Annotated in this window: 21 protein-coding genes; 14 read left to right on the top strand and 7 right to left on the bottom strand. The window is 51.8% G+C overall.

From position 1 onward, the window contains the following. Positions 1 to 12: 12 nt before the first annotated feature. Positions 13 to 849: a universal stress protein gene (locus ACTJIK_RS16375; RefSeq protein ID WP_440647982.1), complete on the bottom strand. Its 837-nt coding sequence runs from the start codon at positions 847 to 849 to the stop codon at positions 13 to 15. A 179-nt stretch (positions 850 to 1,028) separates the two neighbouring features. On the opposite strand from ACTJIK_RS16375, the gene ACTJIK_RS16370 reads away from it, so the two are divergent. Further along, complete coding sequence (locus tag ACTJIK_RS16370; RefSeq protein WP_440647980.1) at positions 1,029 to 1,469, top strand: Hsp20/alpha crystallin family protein; 441 nt, start codon at positions 1,029 to 1,031, stop codon at positions 1,467 to 1,469. A gap of 79 nt (positions 1,470 to 1,548) precedes the next feature. Here the strand turns inward: ACTJIK_RS16370 and ACTJIK_RS16365 are convergent, their stop codons facing one another. Then, positions 1,549 to 2,418, bottom strand: coding sequence for a restriction endonuclease (locus tag ACTJIK_RS16365; RefSeq protein ID WP_440647978.1), 870 nt, complete (start codon positions 2,416 to 2,418; stop codon positions 1,549 to 1,551). A gap of 189 nt (positions 2,419 to 2,607) precedes the next feature. Here ACTJIK_RS16365 and ACTJIK_RS16360 point away from each other — a divergent pair, with 189 nt between their 5' ends. The 7 genes from ACTJIK_RS16360 to ACTJIK_RS16330 all read left to right on the top strand — a co-directional run bounded on the left by ACTJIK_RS16360 (position 2,608) and on the right by ACTJIK_RS16330 (position 7,787). Next, positions 2,608 to 3,627, top strand: coding sequence for a hypothetical protein (locus tag ACTJIK_RS16360; RefSeq protein WP_440647976.1), 1,020 nt, complete (start codon positions 2,608 to 2,610; stop codon positions 3,625 to 3,627). Between the two features lie 39 nt (positions 3,628 to 3,666). Further along, positions 3,667 to 4,491, top strand: coding sequence for a hypothetical protein (locus ACTJIK_RS16355; protein WP_440647974.1), 825 nt, complete (start codon positions 3,667 to 3,669; stop codon positions 4,489 to 4,491). A 7-nt stretch (positions 4,492 to 4,498) separates the two neighbouring features. Then, positions 4,499 to 5,230 (top strand): polysaccharide deacetylase family protein, encoded by a 732-nt coding sequence (locus ACTJIK_RS16350; protein WP_440647972.1) that lies wholly within the window; start codon positions 4,499 to 4,501, stop codon positions 5,228 to 5,230. Between the two features lie 172 nt (positions 5,231 to 5,402). After that, a complete protein-coding gene (locus tag ACTJIK_RS16345) occupies positions 5,403 to 6,236 on the top strand; it encodes a universal stress protein (RefSeq protein ID WP_440647971.1) in 834 nt (277 codons plus the stop codon). Between the two features lie 10 nt (positions 6,237 to 6,246). After that, positions 6,247 to 6,774 (top strand): flavodoxin domain-containing protein, encoded by a 528-nt coding sequence (locus ACTJIK_RS16340; RefSeq protein ID WP_440647969.1) that lies wholly within the window; start codon positions 6,247 to 6,249, stop codon positions 6,772 to 6,774. A 15-nt stretch (positions 6,775 to 6,789) separates the two neighbouring features. After that, on the top strand, positions 6,790 to 7,191 hold the full coding sequence (locus ACTJIK_RS16335) for a hypothetical protein (RefSeq protein WP_440647967.1): 402 nt from the start codon (positions 6,790 to 6,792) through the stop codon (positions 7,189 to 7,191). Next, on the top strand, positions 7,188 to 7,787 hold the full coding sequence (locus tag ACTJIK_RS16330) for a hypothetical protein (protein WP_440647965.1): 600 nt from the start codon (positions 7,188 to 7,190) through the stop codon (positions 7,785 to 7,787). The genes ACTJIK_RS16335 and ACTJIK_RS16330 overlap by 4 nt, the downstream gene beginning before the upstream one ends. A gap of 16 nt (positions 7,788 to 7,803) precedes the next feature. On the opposite strand, the gene ACTJIK_RS16325 is transcribed toward ACTJIK_RS16330, so the two are convergent. Then, positions 7,804 to 8,643, bottom strand: coding sequence for a hypothetical protein (locus tag ACTJIK_RS16325; protein WP_440647963.1), 840 nt, complete (start codon positions 8,641 to 8,643; stop codon positions 7,804 to 7,806). 154 nt (positions 8,644 to 8,797) lie between these two features. Between ACTJIK_RS16325 and ACTJIK_RS16320 the strand changes: the two genes are divergently transcribed. Beyond that, positions 8,798 to 9,631 (top strand): hypothetical protein, encoded by an 834-nt coding sequence (locus tag ACTJIK_RS16320; protein ID WP_440647961.1) that lies wholly within the window; start codon positions 8,798 to 8,800, stop codon positions 9,629 to 9,631. 10 nt (positions 9,632 to 9,641) lie between these two features. Here ACTJIK_RS16320 and ACTJIK_RS16315 read toward each other — a convergent pair whose 3' ends face one another. From ACTJIK_RS16315 to ACTJIK_RS16305, 3 genes are all read right to left on the bottom strand, one after another. Continuing rightward, entirely contained in the window at positions 9,642 to 10,406 is a 765-nt protein-coding gene (locus tag ACTJIK_RS16315) for a TIGR00730 family Rossman fold protein (RefSeq protein ID WP_440647959.1), read from the bottom strand. A gap of 92 nt (positions 10,407 to 10,498) precedes the next feature. Beyond that, on the bottom strand, positions 10,499 to 11,560 hold the full coding sequence (locus tag ACTJIK_RS16310; RefSeq protein WP_440647957.1) for a response regulator: 1,062 nt from the start codon (positions 11,558 to 11,560) through the stop codon (positions 10,499 to 10,501). A 97-nt stretch (positions 11,561 to 11,657) separates the two neighbouring features. Continuing rightward, the gene (locus ACTJIK_RS16305; protein WP_440647955.1) at positions 11,658 to 12,143 is read right to left on the bottom strand and encodes a hypothetical protein; all 486 of its coding nucleotides are present in this window, start codon (positions 12,141 to 12,143) and stop codon (positions 11,658 to 11,660) included. Positions 12,144 to 12,333: 190 nt separating this feature from the next. Between ACTJIK_RS16305 and ACTJIK_RS16300 the strand changes: the two genes are divergently transcribed. The 4 genes from ACTJIK_RS16300 to ACTJIK_RS16285 all read left to right on the top strand — a co-directional run bounded on the left by ACTJIK_RS16300 (position 12,334) and on the right by ACTJIK_RS16285 (position 15,360). Further along, entirely contained in the window at positions 12,334 to 12,516 is a 183-nt protein-coding gene (locus ACTJIK_RS16300; RefSeq protein ID WP_440647953.1) for a hypothetical protein, read from the top strand. A gap of 18 nt (positions 12,517 to 12,534) precedes the next feature. Further along, the gene (locus ACTJIK_RS16295) at positions 12,535 to 12,789 is read left to right on the top strand and encodes a hypothetical protein (protein ID WP_440647951.1); all 255 of its coding nucleotides are present in this window, start codon (positions 12,535 to 12,537) and stop codon (positions 12,787 to 12,789) included. After that, complete coding sequence (locus ACTJIK_RS16290) at positions 12,786 to 13,715, top strand: 1-phosphofructokinase family hexose kinase (RefSeq protein ID WP_440647949.1); 930 nt, start codon at positions 12,786 to 12,788, stop codon at positions 13,713 to 13,715. Before ACTJIK_RS16295 ends, ACTJIK_RS16290 begins: the two co-directional genes overlap by 4 nt. Positions 13,716 to 13,800: 85 nt before the next feature. After that, positions 13,801 to 15,360 carry a PAS domain-containing sensor histidine kinase gene (locus ACTJIK_RS16285; protein ID WP_440647947.1) on the top strand — a complete coding sequence of 520 codons (1,560 nt, stop codon included), beginning with the start codon at positions 13,801 to 13,803 and terminating at the stop codon, positions 15,358 to 15,360. Here ACTJIK_RS16285 and ACTJIK_RS16280 read toward each other — a convergent pair. Beyond that, positions 15,344 to 17,866, bottom strand: a complete 2,523-nt coding sequence (locus ACTJIK_RS16280; protein WP_440647945.1) for a cation-translocating P-type ATPase — start codon at positions 17,864 to 17,866, stop codon at positions 15,344 to 15,346. The two genes, ACTJIK_RS16285 and ACTJIK_RS16280, sit on opposite strands and share 17 nt — an antisense overlap. Positions 17,867 to 18,074: 208 nt before the next feature. Between ACTJIK_RS16280 and ACTJIK_RS16275 the strand changes: the two genes are divergently transcribed. Continuing rightward, positions 18,075 to 18,293, top strand: a complete 219-nt coding sequence (locus ACTJIK_RS16275; RefSeq protein WP_440647943.1) for a YgaP family membrane protein — start codon at positions 18,075 to 18,077, stop codon at positions 18,291 to 18,293. Positions 18,294 to 18,337: the final 44 nt, after the last annotated feature.

Genomic DNA, 18,337 nt, shown 5'->3' with positions numbered 1-18,337 from the left:
GATATCTTAAGATCATTGATGGGTAATAAAGATCGGGCAATTAACGACCTCCATCATATAGTCCGCGTGGCTGCGCCTGAGCAAGCGGGATACCGTACTGCGGCCATAAGCGCCCATCACCAGCAGGGGATTCTTCTTCTTCATCAGGTAAATGTCCAGTTCCTCCTCCACATCCCCTTTCAGCGCCACTACATCTGTAAATGCATAATGCCGGCCTAACCAGGCGTTCAATATACCGGTTTCCCCTGGCAATTCCCTGTTATGGTGGTTGACTTTCACAACCGTCGCCTTCATATCCGTAAACTCGGGAAAGATATACGTAAACAGCTTCATGGCTGTTATTGCAGCGGGGCTGCCGTCGTAACAGAACACGATTTCCCCCGGACTGGTAAAGTACTTTGGAGAGATCAGCACAGGGCATTGGGAATTATGCAGCAGCGCCTGTACAACGGCTGAGGGAATATCGCCCGTTCCCGTTACAGCCGCGGCCGGGTCAATAATGAGCAGGTCGGCGAAACGGCTTTCTTCAGTGAGCTTGTGCAGCTCATCAGTGGAAAAACGTTTTACTGTTGCTACGGTAACCTTGTTCTCGCAATACAGCTGGAAATTGTCTATGTTTTGTTCTGTTTTTTTCAGCCCGTCCATGTAGCCGGGTACTGTTCTGGCCGTAATTGTTTCGACGTAAGGTGTGCCGCCGATCTGCCTTAGCTTGGGGCTCCCAGCATATGCAGGCTCTTCCAGGAAAATGCCGGAAAGTTTTGCCCTGCTTTGAGCGGCCAGGTAGCAGGCAAGTTCCGCAGTGCTTTCAGACCAATCCCGCCCAAAAACCACCAATAGTATCTTTTCCATAGTTTTTTCTGAAAGGTAACCCCGGAGAGGATTTTAATACAATGACGGCAGGCAGCTGCAGGCCGGCGCAGCCATGATACCTGTCATTATAAACATTTATCCGGGTCATTTATTTTGAGCGGCAATACACGGAATTTTAGAATGTAAATTTTATTCCATCATCTTAAATCAGTAGTACGATGCAATCACTTTCATTAACGAAGGGAGGCAGCTTGCTTCCTGCTTTCTGGGATGAGTTTTTCCCCGGCTGGCTGGACATTAACGATAAAAGGAACATGCCATTCCTTACTGTTCCCGCAGCCAATATCAGTGAGGAAAAAGATCATTTCAGCATTTCACTGGCAGCTCCCGGCTTAAAAAAAGAAGACTTCAAAATTGACGTAACGGACAAGCTGCTGTCCATCACTGCCGAATCAGAATCATCGAAAGAAGAGAAGGGGAAAAAGTTCACCAAGCAGGAATATAATTACAGCAGTTTTTCCCGGTCCTTCAACCTGCCGGAAAGCGTGATAGCGGACAAGATCAATGCCGTGTATGTGGATGGCGTACTCCGCCTCACGCTTCCCAAGAAGGAGGAATCGCAGAAAACGGCTGTCAACCACAATGTGGCGGTACAATAACAGGAGGCCCCTCAAAACAAAGCCCGGCACTTGAAAATGCCGGGCTTTGTAATGTATGATAAAGGGATAGAAAGCGTTTTTACCCTTTGTTCCCCTGCAACAGCACGCCTCCCAGCGCCGCGGCTTCTTCCAGCACGAGGTTCCTCTTAGAAACAGGAATGCCGGCAGCGCTGAGCGCAACGGGCCGGTTCACGAGGTCGCTGCACAATACGGTGCCCAGGTGCAGCAGGCGGGACTTTTCATGATGGTTCAACGAGGTAAGGCAGGTAATGGGATATAAACCCGCTTCGTCGATCAGGTCTTTTAACCCGGTGCCGCGCGGATAGTCCCAGGCCATCAAACGTAGCCCGGCGCATTCCCCGTACTGGAGGGCATCGGAAGAGAACCGGGTATTGGTGATGAGCCATCCGGTCGAAGCATCTGCCGCCCCGGTCAGGGTTTTCTTATGTAAAATATCTTTAAACCTGGCGTGTATATATAAGGCGGTCTTTACATCGCAATACATACCCGCCTGGTGATATTTGCATTCGATATAATGCGTTTCGGGCAGCTTCGTAGCCAGCACGTCCACTTCATGTTTTACGCAAAAGCCGCTCACGGTCATATTGGTCTGAACAGCATAGCCTTTATGGCGGAACAGTTCCCCGATGAACTGCTCGAACGGGAACCCGGAAGGCCCCAGTTCGAGGATGGCCCGTTTCAGATGGTACCGGGCAGCCACCGGCCGTGCGCGTTCGCGCAGCAGCTCGAAAGCGATATCATAGATCTCGCGGGTCGGGATATCCGGGTATATTTTATCCTTCAGCGCCGTTAATATTTCTTCGGCTACCCCGGGAAACGCCCCTGCTTTGATGAGGGACCGGCGGAGTTTGTCTTCGGAAAACACAGCTTTATTCCCGGCCGCCTTAATCACAGTTTGTTCAACAGTCTCTTTTTTCATCTTATTCATTCAATTCTGCCAAATTAGGCAGGCGCTGCCTGCCGGCCGATGACTGCCATTGCGGGCAATGTTGACGTTTGTCATCGTTTATTTCCACCCCTGGCGGCAATACCGGATCGGCATCATCCCCCATACCGGCCTATATCATTTGCCGGGCTGCCCGACGGGTATAACTTCATACCCGTTAAACTCCCGGTTATGAAATATCTCAGATCATTCCTTATAGTGTCAATACTGCTTATCGCCGCCTGTTCCCGGGAAACGCCTGGGGTTGATGATGGCGGGTCGGAGAAACATGTTCTGATAGAAGCCGCAGATACGGCCGCAAAGGAATCCCTTCCTGAAGACACCCTGCTGTATGCCGCGGCCATGCGGCATGTTCTTCATGGGCAGCCGCCGGCAAAATGGAGGGTCATGGCTGACGCGCCGCTTCCCGGAGCCTTGCTGCCTTTTCACCGCATAGTTGCCTATTACGGGAACCTTTATTCCAGGCAAATGGGCATCCTTGGCGCACTTCAGCGGGATTCCATGCTGAGCCGGCTGAAGGAAGAGGCCGGAAAGTGGCAGGCGGCGGACACTGTGCTGAAAGTGATGCCGGCTTTGCACTATGTAGCTGTTACCGCACAGCGTGCCCCGGGCAGGGACAGGATGTACCGGCTGCGGATGCCGTTTTCCGAAATAGACAAGATCATTGAAATGGCGGGATCCGCCGGCGCTATTGTATTCCTGGACATACAGCCCGGTCACAGCCTGGCGGTAACGGAAGCACGGCAGCTGGCCCGGTACCTGGCGTTGCCCTTTGTTCACCTCGGCATCGATCCCGAATACAGCATGAAGAACGGCGAAGTGCCCTGTTCGGTGATAGGCACTATGGACGCAAGCGATATCAACGAAGTTTCCGGGCTGCTGGCGGAGCTGGTAAGGAACCATGGGCTGCCTCCGAAAGTACTGGTGGTGCACCGTTTTACCCAGGCTATGGTAACTAATTACAGATCCATAATACTGCGACCTGAAGTACAGATCGTAATGAACATGGACGGCTTTGGCGGCCCCGCAAAGAAAAGGGATTCCTACCGGGGCTGGATCACGGGCCAGCCTGTTCAGTTCACCGGCTTTAAGCTGTTTTACCTGAACGATGTGAAAACCGGCGGCCGCCTTATGCAGCCGGAGGAAGTGCTGCAACTCTTTCCTTCCCCGGTTTATATCCAATATCAATAAAAAAACTGATCGCTAAACTTCAATAAAAAATCTATCATTATGAAAAAAGTACTGCTTGCCTTCGATGGCACCAATTTCTCCAAAGGAGCCTTTGAATTCGCCCGCCGTCTGAATGAACTGGAACCGCTGCTGCTGGTGGGATCATTTCTTCCGCAAATAGACATTTCCTCCAGCTGGAGTTATGGCGTGGGACATGTTGGCGCAACCATGCCGATGGTGGAAGATTTTAACTCGGACGCCATTGAGCGGAATATAGAGGTATTTGAAGCCGAATGCGAACGGCACGGGATCGAATACCGCGTGCACAAATTCCCCTACGACCTGGCCATCCCGGAACTCCGGAAAGAAACGCGCTTCGCCGACGTACTGATACTTGGCAGCGAATCATTCTATCACCAGCTCGGCTTCGAAACGCCAAATGAATACCTGCGGATGGTGGTGCAGGATTCGGAATGCCCGGTAATTGTAGCCCCTGAGCATTTCCCCTTCCCGCAGAGCGTTGTGCTGGCATACGATGGCAGCGAAGACGCCGTTTTTGCCATCAAGCAGTTTGCCTGCCTGTTCCCTTCTTTTGCCGCGCTGGAAACCACATTGGTATACGCCACTACAAAAAAAGGCGGGGATATGCCTGACGAGGAATTTATCAAAGAACTGGCCGGGCGGCATTACCCCAGGCTTTCCATAAAGAAGCTGGAAGATAAGCCCAGTCACCATTTCAGCAGCCTGCTGCTACAGCTGGTAGGGCCGATCATGGTCAGCGGATCCTACGGCCGGTCGGACCTTTCTTTGATGTTCCGGAAGAGCTTCGCGGCGGAAATTATCAATGAACATAAGGTTCCGATATTCATTGCCCACCGTTCATAGTATCACTATGCTGTACCTGTTACTGCTCCTCGCATTGGCGCAGGGCACACCGCAAACCAGCGGCCCGGCCGTTCCTGTATTGTGTTATCACCATGTAACCGCGGGCGATACGCATGCCGCGTCGCCGCTTTACATTCACGAAAAGGATTTTCGGCTGCAGATGCAAACTTTGGCGGACAGCGGTTTTCACAGTATTCTCCCGGATGAGCTGTATGCCTGCATGGCAGAAGGAAAACCACTGCCGCCAAGGCCGGTATTGATTTCATTTGACGATTCCCACAAGGAGCATTATACAATTGCCGCACCTGCCCTGGAAAAAGCGGGGTTCAGGGGGACATTTTTTGTGATGACCGTCACCATTGGTAAAAAGGGCTACCTGTCCGGCCAGGATATCTATGCTCTTCACAAGAAAGGCCATGCCATTGGCTGTCATACATGGGATCACCCGCATCTTTCCGGGGAGCTGGGCTTGCCGGATGCCGAACGGCAGCTTCGCAAGGCCCGGGAAACGCTGGAGAAGATCACCGGTTCACCGGTCACCTCTTTCGCCTATCCGTTCGGCGCCTGGAATGAAACGTTGGTTAAACAATTGCAGGATAACGGTTTCAGGATCGCTTTTCAATTGTCCGGCACGGGCATGAGCCGTTCCCCTCAATTCACGGTCAGGCGGATAATGGTGAACGGCGGCTGGAAAGGAACTCGTTTGCTGGCAGAAATCCGCGAATCCTTTCAATTGTAAAAACGGATGGCCAATGAGGCGCTTGCTCTTCCCAGGGATAGTACATTGAAAGGCGCGGCCGTTCTTGTCACCTGAATACCCGGCCCGGTGATGATCTTTATCATCAGAAGGCAGGCTCACGGTCATTTCCAGCCTATCCGGACCATCATACATTAGCATTAAAATCTTTCCCATGAAAAAGATCATCGCCGCGGTTGACGCGCTCAACTTTACAGAACCGGAACTGAAAAGCTACCGCTACCTGGCAGATAAGGCCCGTGGCCAGCTTACGATCCTGTTCCTTGAAAATATCGCCGGGGAGACGGTTCTTGACGCCACTACCCTGGAAACCGGCTTTCTGAATTATGAAGACTTTTATGCTGACAGCGTTAAAGCCCGGAAGGAAAAAGCGGAAGAAAACAGGAAACGCCTGGTGAACTTCTATGTTGACAATGATATGGACGTTACCGTGCGCAGCCTGCCGGGCGTTCCGGCAGCGGAAGTGCTGGCGGAAAGCCGCTTCGCGGACCTCCTGCTGATCAGGAACAACCTGTCGTTCGCGCTGCTGGCTGATACCAATCCTCCCATGGTTGTTAGGGAATTGCTGGCGCGGGCAGAGTGCCCGGTGATGGTCATCCCGGAAACCGTTCATTACATAGACGAGATCATATTCACCTATAACGGCACTTTTTCCTCTATGTACGCAATCCGCCAGTTTACCCAGGTATTTGACGGCTTCAGCGAAGTGCCCGCCAAAGTGGTGTACGTGGTAGAAAACGATGACAAGAAGATCCCTTCCGGCAAAATGCTCAAGGAATATCTCACCCATCATTATGAAGACGTTGCCTTCCAGTCTCTGGAAGGCACGCCAGCCGGGGAACTGCTGGCGCTAACGCTGCATAAAACCAACAGTATTATCACTTTCGGCGCATATGGCAGGAGCAAAACCTCACGGTTTTTCCACCGAAGCGATTCTGACAGCCTTTTGCGCACGACCAACATCCCGCTTTTTATTACCCATCCTTAAACTGAGAGTCATGAAAGGAGTAATAGTCTATAAGGGAAAATACGGCGCCACCCTCCAATATGCCATCTGGCTGGGCGCCGCACTGAACCTGCAGGTGCTGAAAACGGACCTGGCAAAACCGGAGGCCTGGAAAATTGCCGAAGCGGACTATGTTATTATCGGCACCAGCGTATATATCGGCAAGCTCCAGGTTGCGGCCTGGCTGAAACAAAACGCCCCGTTGCTGGAGGGCAAAAAGCTCGTGTTTTTTATTGTAGCGGGCACGCCGCAGGGCGAAACGGAAAAACTCATGAGCTATTACATCCAGGGCGTACCGGAGAGCTTACGCCGCACAGCATCTGTCTATTTCCTGCCTGGCAGCCTGCAGTACAGCCGCTTATCCCTTTTGGATAAGATCCTGCTCCGCATGGGTTCCCGGCTCGCGGCGAAAAAAGGGGAAATGATACACATGAACGACTACAACGATGTGAAAAAAGAAAATCTTGCCCCTGTTATCAGGGACGCCCGTTCCTTTGATACGATCCCCATTTTGACCTGATAAAACTGAACAGCCATGAAAATATTTATTACGGAAGAATACCTGATCGGCGGCATACAGGATGAATTTCATTTCCGCTATCCGCACCTGAAACTGGAATTTTTCAGGAATCCCCACGGCATCTTTGAAGGCAGCCCAAGGAAAGAAAAATTAACACGCGATACGCCCATTGACGATATCCGGGATATTCATTCCGCCGCCTGGATAGATATCGGCGAATTTGTAACGGCAGCTGAGCTGGAGCAGCAGTTTGCCCATTTACTGGGCCTGAGCGCACAGGTGTTCCGGAAATCCGGCAGCATCTGGCTGGAAACCACCGCAATGGACGGCCTCACGCTGGGCGACCTGGAAGCAATGGGCAGAGAGTCGCCTGTTCCCAACGAGATACCCGAAAACGATCTAAACGAACAACTATGAAAATTTTCCTCCTGGCGGCAGCGGCCGCCATTTTTTTACCGGGTTGTTATTCGACGCAGCTGACAGGATACTGGCGCTCGTCGCAGGAACCGGCCCGCCAATACCGCAAGGTGCTGGTTATGGGCATGATGCCGGACACGCTTATGCGGCACCGGATGGAAGCGCACGTAGCCGGAGACCTGACGGACAGAGGCATCCTCGCACTAACATCTTTCCAGGATTTTGACGCTTTTGCATTTATAGAAACGGAGGACAAAGATGTTATGAAACAATTCAGGGATAAGCGGATTGACGGAGTATTGACCATTACGCTGGTGAACCAGTCGATGGAAGGGTTCTTTTTGCCGGGCAGCCTTTATCACCTGCTCTGTAATTATTACTCCAGCGAATATTATAAACTGTTTGCTCCGGAATACTATAAGGAAAGCATACAATACGCCTGGGAAAGCAGTTTTTACGATGTGGACGCGGGCGGCAGGATTTTCGCTATCCAGACCGTCACCTTCGATCCCGCATCAGTAGAGGCCATGGCGCATGAATACGGCAAGGTCATATCGCGGCAGCTATACCGCCACAAAGTAATATCCCGGCCATGAGCGGCCGGGATTTTTTTTAAAGATGGCTGATGAACAATGCTTTTGAGATATATTTCACCAGCGGGTCCGCATGGCTTGCGGAAAAAAATGCCGACCAGCCGCTGCGGCCGTAGGCGCCCATAACCATGATAATGTTGTCTTTACCCAGCACATATTCCAGCAGGCCGATCCGGCTGTCGCCCTGTATATCATAGAACGTTACACTGGGATAATGAGTATTCAGCCAGTTTCGCATTTTTTGCATTTCGTTCGCGGAAATTCTCTTATCGCCCCTGGCGGTAACCACAAATACAGTCCTGTCTGCCAGCCCGGGAAACAGGCTTGCAAATTGTTTTATCGCAAATACGGAGGAAGGGCTGCCATCGTATGCAAATATGATCTCTTCCACATTGTCGAACCGCTCGGGGATCATCATTACCGGGCATTCAGACTGGGAGAGGACCGTGTGAAGGAAAGAAGCGGGAAGCACCACGGCGGATTCTCCCATGGCAAGGCTGGGATCGATCAGCAGCAGGTCCGCATACCTGCATTCCAGCAGGATGTTTTCGGCCTGCCGTTCCGCTATTTCTATCACCTCTGAGCGGACGCCAAGATTTTCGCAAATGGTCCCGAAACGGCGGGCATTGTATTGCCTGCATTCCTGCTCAAGCTCATGCAGCGGTCTTTCTTCATTAACGGTAATGCCATTGCAGGCTATTTCATCACGGATTGCGGCGGCAGCGCGCTGGCTATGCGCCTCATGCTGTAAGAACACACCTGTAAGGCTGCTTTTACTGAGCTTGCATATATAAGCGGCAAAGTCAACGGACCTTCCGTTCATTTTTAACGCATCGGAGAGAAAAAGTATCTTTTTCATAGCTCGAATTTCTACAAAAGGTACACTGGCATTAAGCTTCAGCCAATGACGGGAGTCACCTGGACCAGTGACGACCGGCGGCTTCCGGAGGTCACCGGTCATCCGCCTGTTTATGGTTATGCTATAAGTTTGTATGGCATTTAAAACTTGCCGTATGAAAAATATCCTTGTAGTGATCGACAGCCTTAATTTTACCGAATCGCAGCTGGAGCCGGTAAAATATATCTCCCGGCTTGCCAGAGGGCGTATCACGATAGCGCTGCTGGAAATGCCGCCATCTCCGCTGCCCGTGCTGATCCCCGCCATCGGTGATGCGATGTTCTACAGCGATGCCGCTACTGAAGGAAATATCCGGGAACGGCATGAGCAGATCCGGGCCAATACGGAAAAATTGCGCGCGGCGTGTTTGCAATCGGGCATGGACATCACCCTGCATACTTATGAAAAGTCGTGCCTGGAAGCGGTTATCCGCGAAAGCCGCTTTGCTGATGTGCTGCTCGTTCAGCATAACCTGTCCCTGGCAGCGCTCCGCGACAGCGATCCAACCGCTTTTATCCGGGAGCTCTTATTAAAGGCTGAATGCCCAGTGCTGACGCTGCCCGGGAATATGCAGGTCATTAAAGAAGTCGTGCTGGCCTACAACGGCACTTACTCCTCCGTGTACGCGATCCGTACTTTTTTCCACCTGTTTCCCCTGCTGGCGTTACGGAAAGTGAAAGTGATTTATGTAAGGGAAAAAGAAATGCAGTATATCCCTGACGACCTTATGCTGCGGCATTACCTGAACGGTATATGCCGGAATGTGGACTATCTTGTATTGAGCGGCAGCCCCGCCGGAAACCTGAAAATTTACCTGCAATACAGGAAACATACGCTGGTTACCTTCGGGGCGTATGGCAGAAGCCGCACATCCCGGTTTTTTAACGGAAGTGCGGCAGATGATGTGCTGGGGCTGAATCATGTTTATACATTTATCACCCACCCCTGAAAAGAGCGCGTTATTCTCCGAGTACAAGGAACTTCCGGTAAATCTTTTTGCGTTTGGTATTATATTTCAGCAAGGCGAATTTTTGTAGATGTGCCAATGCTTCGTCTGTGTCATCCGTAACCAGGATAAGGTTGAGGTCTTCCGCATTGATCATCTTTTCGCTGAGCATCGTGGTGAGCATTTCCGATACTGGTTGCCAATATTCCTGTCCCATCAGCACTACCGGGAAATCAAGGATCTTTTTCGTCTGGATCAGCGTAAGCGCCTCGAAAAATTCATCCAGCGTGCCGATGCCGCCAGGCATGATCACAAAGCCGTAGGAATATTTAAACATCAGCACTTTGCGGACAAAGAAGAAGCGGCAATTAAAGTGCGTGTTCAGCCAGGGGTTGGGTTTTTGTTCTTTTGGCAGCCGGATATTGCAGCCTACGGCCTTGCCGTCGTTTTCCCGCGCCCCGCGGCTTGCAGCTTCCATAATGCCGGGGCCGCCGCCGGTCATGACCGCGAAGCCCAGCCCGGCAATACCTGCTCCCATTTTCCTTGCATCTTCATAAAACTTTGATGAGGGCTGTACCCGTGCCGAACCGAATACTGCAATGCAGGGTGGCGTAAAGTGAAATACCCTGAAGCCCCGGATGAATTCCATAATTATTTTCAGCAGGAAAAAAAATTCACGGATACGGGAGCGAGGCCCTTCCAGGAAATACCTTTCCTCTTTGAACTGCGCTTCCCTGGCGGAAAATGTATGCTGGCCGTTATCGGATATACCGGACATAGTGGGTATTTCCCACAATATCCGCCAACAGGGCTCAAAGGCCAATAATGAACGTCATATTGTCCAGTGATTGCCATCACTGCCGCCGGCTATTAATTGACCATACGATCCAGCCTTTTCTCATCGGTGATCATGATGCAGCCTTCTTCGATGGAAATGATCTTTTCGTCCCTGAAATCTCCGAGGGTTCTGATGAGGGATTCCTTTGCCACGCCCGCAATGGCAGCGATATTGTCGCGCCCGATATCGAGGCTGAAGCCGGGTGTTTTGCCGGGGTTGTATTTGCGTACCAGGTACAGCAATGCATCCGCCACTTTTTTACGCAGCGAATTGTAGGCCAGGCCCAGGAGATGTTGTTCGCTTTCCGAAATATTCGCTGTCAGCAGCCGGAGGAACTTTTTCATCACGTCCATGTTGCTGTAGATCAGCGTCTCGAAATCGCTGCGGGGTATAACGGCTACTTCCGCAGGAGTGATGGCCTCGGCCTCGTCCTGGTAGGTGCTGTCTTCCAGCAGCGCTTTGTAACCGAAAAATTCCCCTTCGTTATAGACGCGGGTGATGATCTCTTTGGCATCTTCGTTGTGGCGGCTGGTCTTCACCTTTCCTTTGAGGATATAAAACAGGTGAGCCGGGTGATTACCGGTGGCGTATATGATCTGTTTCTTTTTATACGAATTCACATTTCGCCCTTCCCGGAGGTCCCTGAGGAGGTCGTTTCCGTTTGCGGTATTCAGCAGGGAGCTGAAACCATTGATGTCCGGGGCAAGCTCCTGGCGTAGCCGCTGGCTTTTTTTAAGGCGGATTTCAACGGCGTGCAACAGTTCCATCGGGTCGAAAGGCTTAACCAGGTAATCGTCCGCGCCCAGTTCCATACCTTTGCGGATATCAGTTCTCTCTGCGCGGGCGGATAAAAAGATAAATGGAATGGCGCTCATTTCTTCCCGTTTTTGCAGCATATGCAGCACGCCATAGCCGTCCAGCACCGGCATTGAAATATCGCAGATGATCAGGTCCGGCTTGTGCTCCAGTGCAAGCTGAACGCCCTCTTTCCCATCGGCAGCCATTAGTACATTGTAGTTGTCCAATTCCAATATTTCGGCGACATTTTCCCGGACTTCCTGCATGTCTTCAATAATAAGGATGGTGGAAGGCATCAGAGATAAGGATTTTGATGAAAAAAAAGCGAGTTACAATTATACATCGTAAATGTAGGGCAAATCCCGGATTTCCGAAAATTGATCATAGGTAAAACTAAATGGCTACCTGTGTTTGCCGTCCTTTGCCTGTATTTAATTTCCCCCATTTCAACAGTATCACCAGGCATGCCGCCGCCAGCAAAACCGGCGCCGGGAAAGCCGCGCCGGCCCCCAGCGGCGCAATGGCCCAGAAGAATATCATCCCCGCCATGAAAGCGGCTTTTCCCAACTGACCCTTATGCAGCATAAAAAAACCTGTCAGTAACTGCAAAAAGGCGATCGTGCCTACAATGAGCGGGATATGTTCACTAAAAGGGCCCTCTATATACCGGGTATACCAGTCAAAAACAGCCACATTGGCAAATGCCAGGTAGCTTTGGGGAGATTTAACGGCCAGCACACCGTTTACCACCGCGGCCGACACAAATATCAGCGCCATCCAGAGCCTGCCGAGCCTGGGCTTCCTGAAAGCCATCACCAACACGAACAGGCTAATGCCGTTAGTGACATAAAATTCCGGGGAAAAGACATTGGCGAACATAACGAGATCATTTTTTGTTGTGAGAGATAGGATTTCCACAACAATTTACAGCTGTCGGGCAACGCATAAAATGACCGGCGGTTTTAGCTTAAATGACGGTTATCATTGTGCCCCTTGCCATTCATCATTGCAAACCTTGCGCAGATGAAGGAGATTTACACCAGTATTATTTCATTTTAAACCTTTCGTTATGCAAACCGCATATTCCCATCCGCATACTGCGCAGCCTTATGTCGGGCCACGCCTGACTTCTACGGAAATAGCCTGGGGCATTACGCTTTTGCTGGCTTACCTGGGCCTGCCGTTCCTGCGGGAACTGCTGGTGTGGGTGCTTTTTAAGGTATACGAAACTTTCATAATGTATTTTTATTAACCTTTTAATGCTATTCAAATGTCTACTGAACAATACCTGATCACCATCGCCTACGGCAGCAAGGTATGGCAGCTGCCGGTTAAGATCGTTTACCAGGGCGCTTTTTTTAAGATCAGCGTTGATATTGAAGGTGTGGAAGTCTGCTTTGCCCGGGATGATCACGATGGTCTGAGGCCGCTTAACCACCAGGACGATTTCGATCCGCAGTTCCTGTACCTGATCGGTAAAGGAGTGTTGCAGCAAAGGCCGGTTTATAACTTAAACCAGGTATGAAATATATCCTGACGATCACTTTAAATCCGGCCCTGGATAAAACCTCTACCGTTGGTTCGCTGCAGCCAGATAAAAAACTGCGGTGCGCCACGCCAGTATTCGAACCCGGCGGCGGCGGCATCAATGTGGCCAGGGTTGTTACCCGGCTGGGCGGCGCTGCGGTGCCACTGTATTTTTCAGGCGGCCCCTCCGGCAAGCGGTTGACCGCCTTGCTTGAAAAAGAAGGCATCCGGGGCATAGCGGTTGACATAGCCGGGGAAACACGGGAAAACCTGAACATTACCGATCAATCCAGCCAACGGCAATACCGGTTCATTATGCCCGGGCCTGAAGTAACGCCGGCTGAAAGCCGGGTTTTGAGGGCAACGGCGCATAAGTTACTGGACGGCGCAGGTTACCTTGTGATCAGCGGAAGCCAGCCTTCCGGTCTGGAGCCCGGCATCTTTAAAGAGCTGGCGGAAGCAGCCCGAGATAAAAGCGTCAGGCTGGTGGCCGATGTTTCGGGAGAAGGCCTGCAACAGGCAATGCAAGCCGGCGTTTACCTGGCGAAACCGAACCTGGGAGAGCTGGCGGCGTTAACGGGCAAAGAAAAATTACTGGAGGCCGATGCGGTTTCTGCGGCCCGCGACATCATCCAGCGCGGAAGTTGCCAGGTGCTGGCCATTTCCATGGGAGAAGCCGGGGCGCTGCTGGTAACCGCGGATATCACTGAAAAAACACCCGCGCCGGTCGTGAAACGGGTGAGCACGGTGGGCGCGGGAGACAGTATGGTGGCCGGCATGGTGCTGGCGTTACAGCGCGGGCTGGATATCCGGGAGGCCATACGCTTTGGCGTAGCCTGCGGAACAGCGGCAACCTTGAACCCCGGCACCGCGCTCTGCAAAAAAGACGATGCGGAACAGCTCTACGATCTCCTGAAAAAATAATATTACTCCTCAAATTCCTTAATTTCCTGCCTGATATCGATCCGGACCAGCGAACGTGGTCCATTTTAAACAATACGGCGCCTTCATGAACCACGCATCTCAAACACCCGACATCAATTTTTTGCTGGCAGTGAATGCCGCTATGATGGAACATTGGAACGGTCTTGCCGCCATTGTGGAATTACCTGCGTTTGAACTGGTGTACCAGAACAACGGGGCATCACGTATCACCGGCAGCCCGGATGCCGGTATGCCCCTTAAAATACTGCGGGCGGTTCCCGAAGCAGAAGACAAGGGCTGGTTTAACATAAACCTGCCGAGAGCAGAAGTGATTCACCTGTATTATGAAAAGCTGCATTTCAGGTTCTCGGATCGTACCTTTTGCCTCTACCGGGTTACCAACGCTCCTGAAGACAGCCAGTATAAAAAACAGCTGACGCGGGAGCTGGAACGTTTCGGGGCGCTTTTCGACTATGCCAGCATCGGCATCCTGGTAGCGGACCAGTTGGGGCGGATCATTATGATCAACGACTTTGCCCTTCACCAGTTCGGGTACGAACGGGAAGAGCTGATCAACAGGAAAGTGGAGACGCTCATCCCCCAGCGGGTGCACAGGCAGCATGAAAAACACAGGGCGCGGTTTAACGCCCATCCTCAAAGCCGCCCTATGGGCACGGGGCTCGATCTTTTTGCCGTAAGGAAAGACGGCTCGGAATTCCCAGTTGAGATCAGCCTGAGCCATTACAATAACGAAGAAGGGCGCTTTGTGATCGCTTATGTCAATAATATCACCGAACGCAAGAAAGCGGAAGAAGCGATCGAGAAAATGAATAATGAGCTGGAGCTGATGGTGGAAGAACGGACCCTGCAGCTGCGGCGTGCCCTGGAAGAGTTGGAAAGGTCAAAAGAAGGACTGACGGCGGCGCTCGGTAAGGAAAAGGAGCTGAGCGAACTGAAATCCAGGTTCGTTTCCATGGCCTCCCACGAGTTCCGCACACCGCTTAGCACTATCCTGTCTTCTGCCTTCCTGGTGAAACAATACAACAGCGAAGAAGAACAGCTCAGGCGGAATAAGCACCTTCAACGTATTATCACCTCCGTAAACCTGCTGACTGACATTCTCAACGATTTCCTCTCCGTGGGGAAAATCGAAGAAGGAAAAGTACAGGTACGCCTTTCCCAATTTGACGTCAACGAACACCTGCAAACCATTATACAGGAAGTGCAGGGCATGTTGAAAGAAAGACAGCAGATCGATTACGTTCATTCCGGCCCTGCAGACATCCTGCTGGACCCCTCGCTTTTCAGGCACGTAGTGATTAACCTGCTTGGCAATGCCATCAAATTTTCGGGTCCGGGCTCTGTGATCCGTATCAAGACCGATGTTTCGCAGGAAAAGATCATTCTTACCGTTTCGGACGAGGGCGTGGGTATTTCCGAGGAAGACCAGCAGCATCTGTTCGAACGGTTTTACAGGGGCTCCAACGTCAGCAACATACAAGGCACCGGCCTGGGCCTGCATATCGTGAGCAAATACAGCGAGCTGATGAACGGGAAAGTAAACTGCCTGAGCGCGTTGGGAAAAGGTACGACTTTCACGGTAGAGTTTATGATGCAGGCAGATGCGCCTACATCGGAAAACTGACCGCATTTTGTTGCTTCCTGCTCTTAAAGTATTTGTACAGTTCATACCAGCCCACACTCACAAAAGCCAGCGAGATACAGACCAACAGGCCGGGGAGGGGCAGCGGCACGAGCCCGAATACGCTGCGCACCTGCGGTACGAACAGGATAACCGCTATAAATGCAAGAGAAGCCGTCAATACCCAGGGCGCCAGTTTGTTGCGGTAACGAATGGTCTGAAAAAAATGCGCTGTAAAAGACCGGTTGGCAAAAGTGAGAAAAAAGTTTGCAAACAGCAGGGCCGTCAATACTTCTGTTCTTATCTCCTCCAATGAGCGCTGATCCTTCATCCTGACATAATAAAGGCCCAGCACCGCGGCGGTTACCGCCAGCCCCTGCCATATGCTGATTCCAAACTCATAGCGGCTCATAATACCTTCCCTGCGGTTGCGCGGCCCCGCTTCCATGATATATGATTCTACCGGTTCGCGTTCGAAAAATAAAGAACAGGTAGGGCCCATGATCAGTTCCAGGAATATAATATGAACGGGCGTAAAAATATTGGCGACCGGCCAGCCCAATATCAGCGGCAGGGTGACGGCGAGAATGATGGGTATATGAATGGTGATAATATACCGTATGGATTTTTTCAGGTTTACGAAGATCTTCCTTCCCTGGCGGATGGCTTCCGTCAGCTTATCCAGGTTATCGTCTGTAATAACCAGGTCTGAAGACCCGCGCGCCAGTTCAGCGCCTTTTTCTCCCATGGCAATGCCTATATCCGCAGTCTTAAGGGCAGGCACGTCATTGACCCCGTCGCCGATCATGGCAACGATATGGCCTTTCGCCTGGAGGGCTTTGATAACCCGGTGCTTGGCCTCCGGGAACATCCTTGCGAATATATTTTCCTCCTGCGCCGCCGCGGCCAGCTGTTCTTCGTTCATCGCCATGACGCTGTCGCCGGAAATACTTTTCCCGTGGTTCCTGATCCCCACCTGTGTTGAAATATTGATAGCGGTCTCGGGATAGTCGCCTGTCAGCAATTTAACTTCTATTCCTGCCTTGTGAAGCCGGCCGATCACACCCGGCACGTTTTTTCTTGGCGGATCGTACAGGCATAACATCCCTTCGAAGTTCCATGTGAACCCGTCCTGCGTTTCGGGCAATTCACCTTCCGCGCAACCGGCGCTGGCTATTCCTATGATGCGGTAACCTTTCGCCGCTTCGCCGCGCGCCATCTCCTGGATGGTCTTTATTACATCGCCGCTGAGCCTGCATACATTCAGAATTCTTTCAATAGCGCCTTTGCCGGCGGCGATCCTAGTATCTTCCCAACGATAGATATGGGTCATCATGGGCGGCCTGCCCTCCAGCGGGTATTCCGCTACCTGGATGGCGGAACCGGGCAACCGGGCGGCCCCGGCAGAGCCGGCCGTTTCTACGATTGCTTTTTCCATAGCGTCGAATGGAGCCCGCTCGCTGGCCAGCATAGCGTATAACAAGACCTGCCGCCTGCGTTCGCCATCCGCTGCAAGCGACAATTTCCCGTTATCGAAACTGAATACCGATTTTACAGACATCCTGTTTTCTGTAATGGTCCCGGTTTTATCCAGGCAAATCACATCCACCGCTCCGAGATTTTCGATCACCTGCGGGTTACGGGAAATAATACCCAGCCTGCTGAGCTGATATGCGCCGAGCGCCATAAAAGAGGAAAAAGCAACGGGGATCTCTTCCGGGATGGCCGCCATGGCCAGTACGAGGGCAAATAACAGGCTTTGCAGCACCATCCCGCTTTGTGCGTAGTTGATGATCCAAACCAACACGAAAGCCGTGATCCCAAAAACAGCCAGCTGCTTTACATACCGCCCCACCTGCTTTTGCAGCAAGGTTTTAGGCCCGCTCAGCGCCTCAGCGGCTTTTCCCAGTTTCCCCAATTGCGTTTGCGACCCGATGGCCGTTACGGAAGCATAACACATTCCGGAATTCACGGTAGTGCCCTGGTAGATAACGTCGTTCTCCGTTCGCGCGTCCTTTTTCACCGGGAAAGATTCTCCAGTTATCACCGATTCGTTGACCGTAAAATCGTTTTCATGCACCAGCTTTGCATCCGCGGGCACCATATTGCCTTCTTCCAGGATAATGATATCCCCTGGCACAAGATCTTCCGGGGGAATAAGCCTCTCGGCATTGTCGCGGATGACCCTTGTTTTTTCCTGAGTATACGCCTGCAGGGCTTTCACCGCATTTGAGCTTCGCACATCCTGGAAGACGGATATTGCCGTGACGATCAGGATAGCCACGGCCGTCATGATACCTTCCGCATTCTCGCCTACGATAAAATAAACTGAGGTGGCCGCTGCCAGCATCATGAACATCGGCTCCGCCACGATATTCAGCACAAATTTCAGGAAATGCCGCTTCCGAATGCGAATGAGATTTTTCCCGGATTGGAGCTGCAATTTTTCAGCCTCAGTCTGGCGTAACCCGGCGGCGGGCAGGGGGAAGGTGGTCAGGTGGTCAGGCATCTGGAGGTGTTTTTCGTTTGGGAATAAACCGCCAGGCAGTGCTTTGGCGGTTCTGGTAAAAGTATGCCTGCCGGTGCTGCCGGTCAATGACCCGGCAGCGGGCAAATGATGACGGTGATCATTGCGTTTACGATCATCCGTGGCGGTGACGGCTGTCATTTCCCCGGCGGCCGTCACGGAGTATCTTTAAGATATAAAATTTCACACCATGAAAATCAATATGGGAACCGCCGACAGGATCATCCGCATCATAATTGCCCTGGCTATTGCCTTCCTGTACAATGCGGGTATCATTTACGGCGCGGGCGGCATCATACTGGTTGTTGCAGCGGTGGTATTTTTCCTGACGGCGATAGCTGGCAACTGCCCGGTGTACAGCCTGTTGGGCATCAATTCACTCCGCCGTAAAAAGCATCCGCAACAATAACGTTTTTATGCATTCATCAGAATTTCCGTTCAGATTGCGGGAAT

Origin of the sequence: Chitinophaga sp. 22620 (genome assembly GCF_052044405.1) — a bacterium.
In the GTDB taxonomy this organism is placed as follows: Bacteria; Bacteroidota; Bacteroidia; order Chitinophagales; family Chitinophagaceae; genus Chitinophaga.
This window is presented reverse-complemented; position numbering and strand designations above follow the sequence as displayed.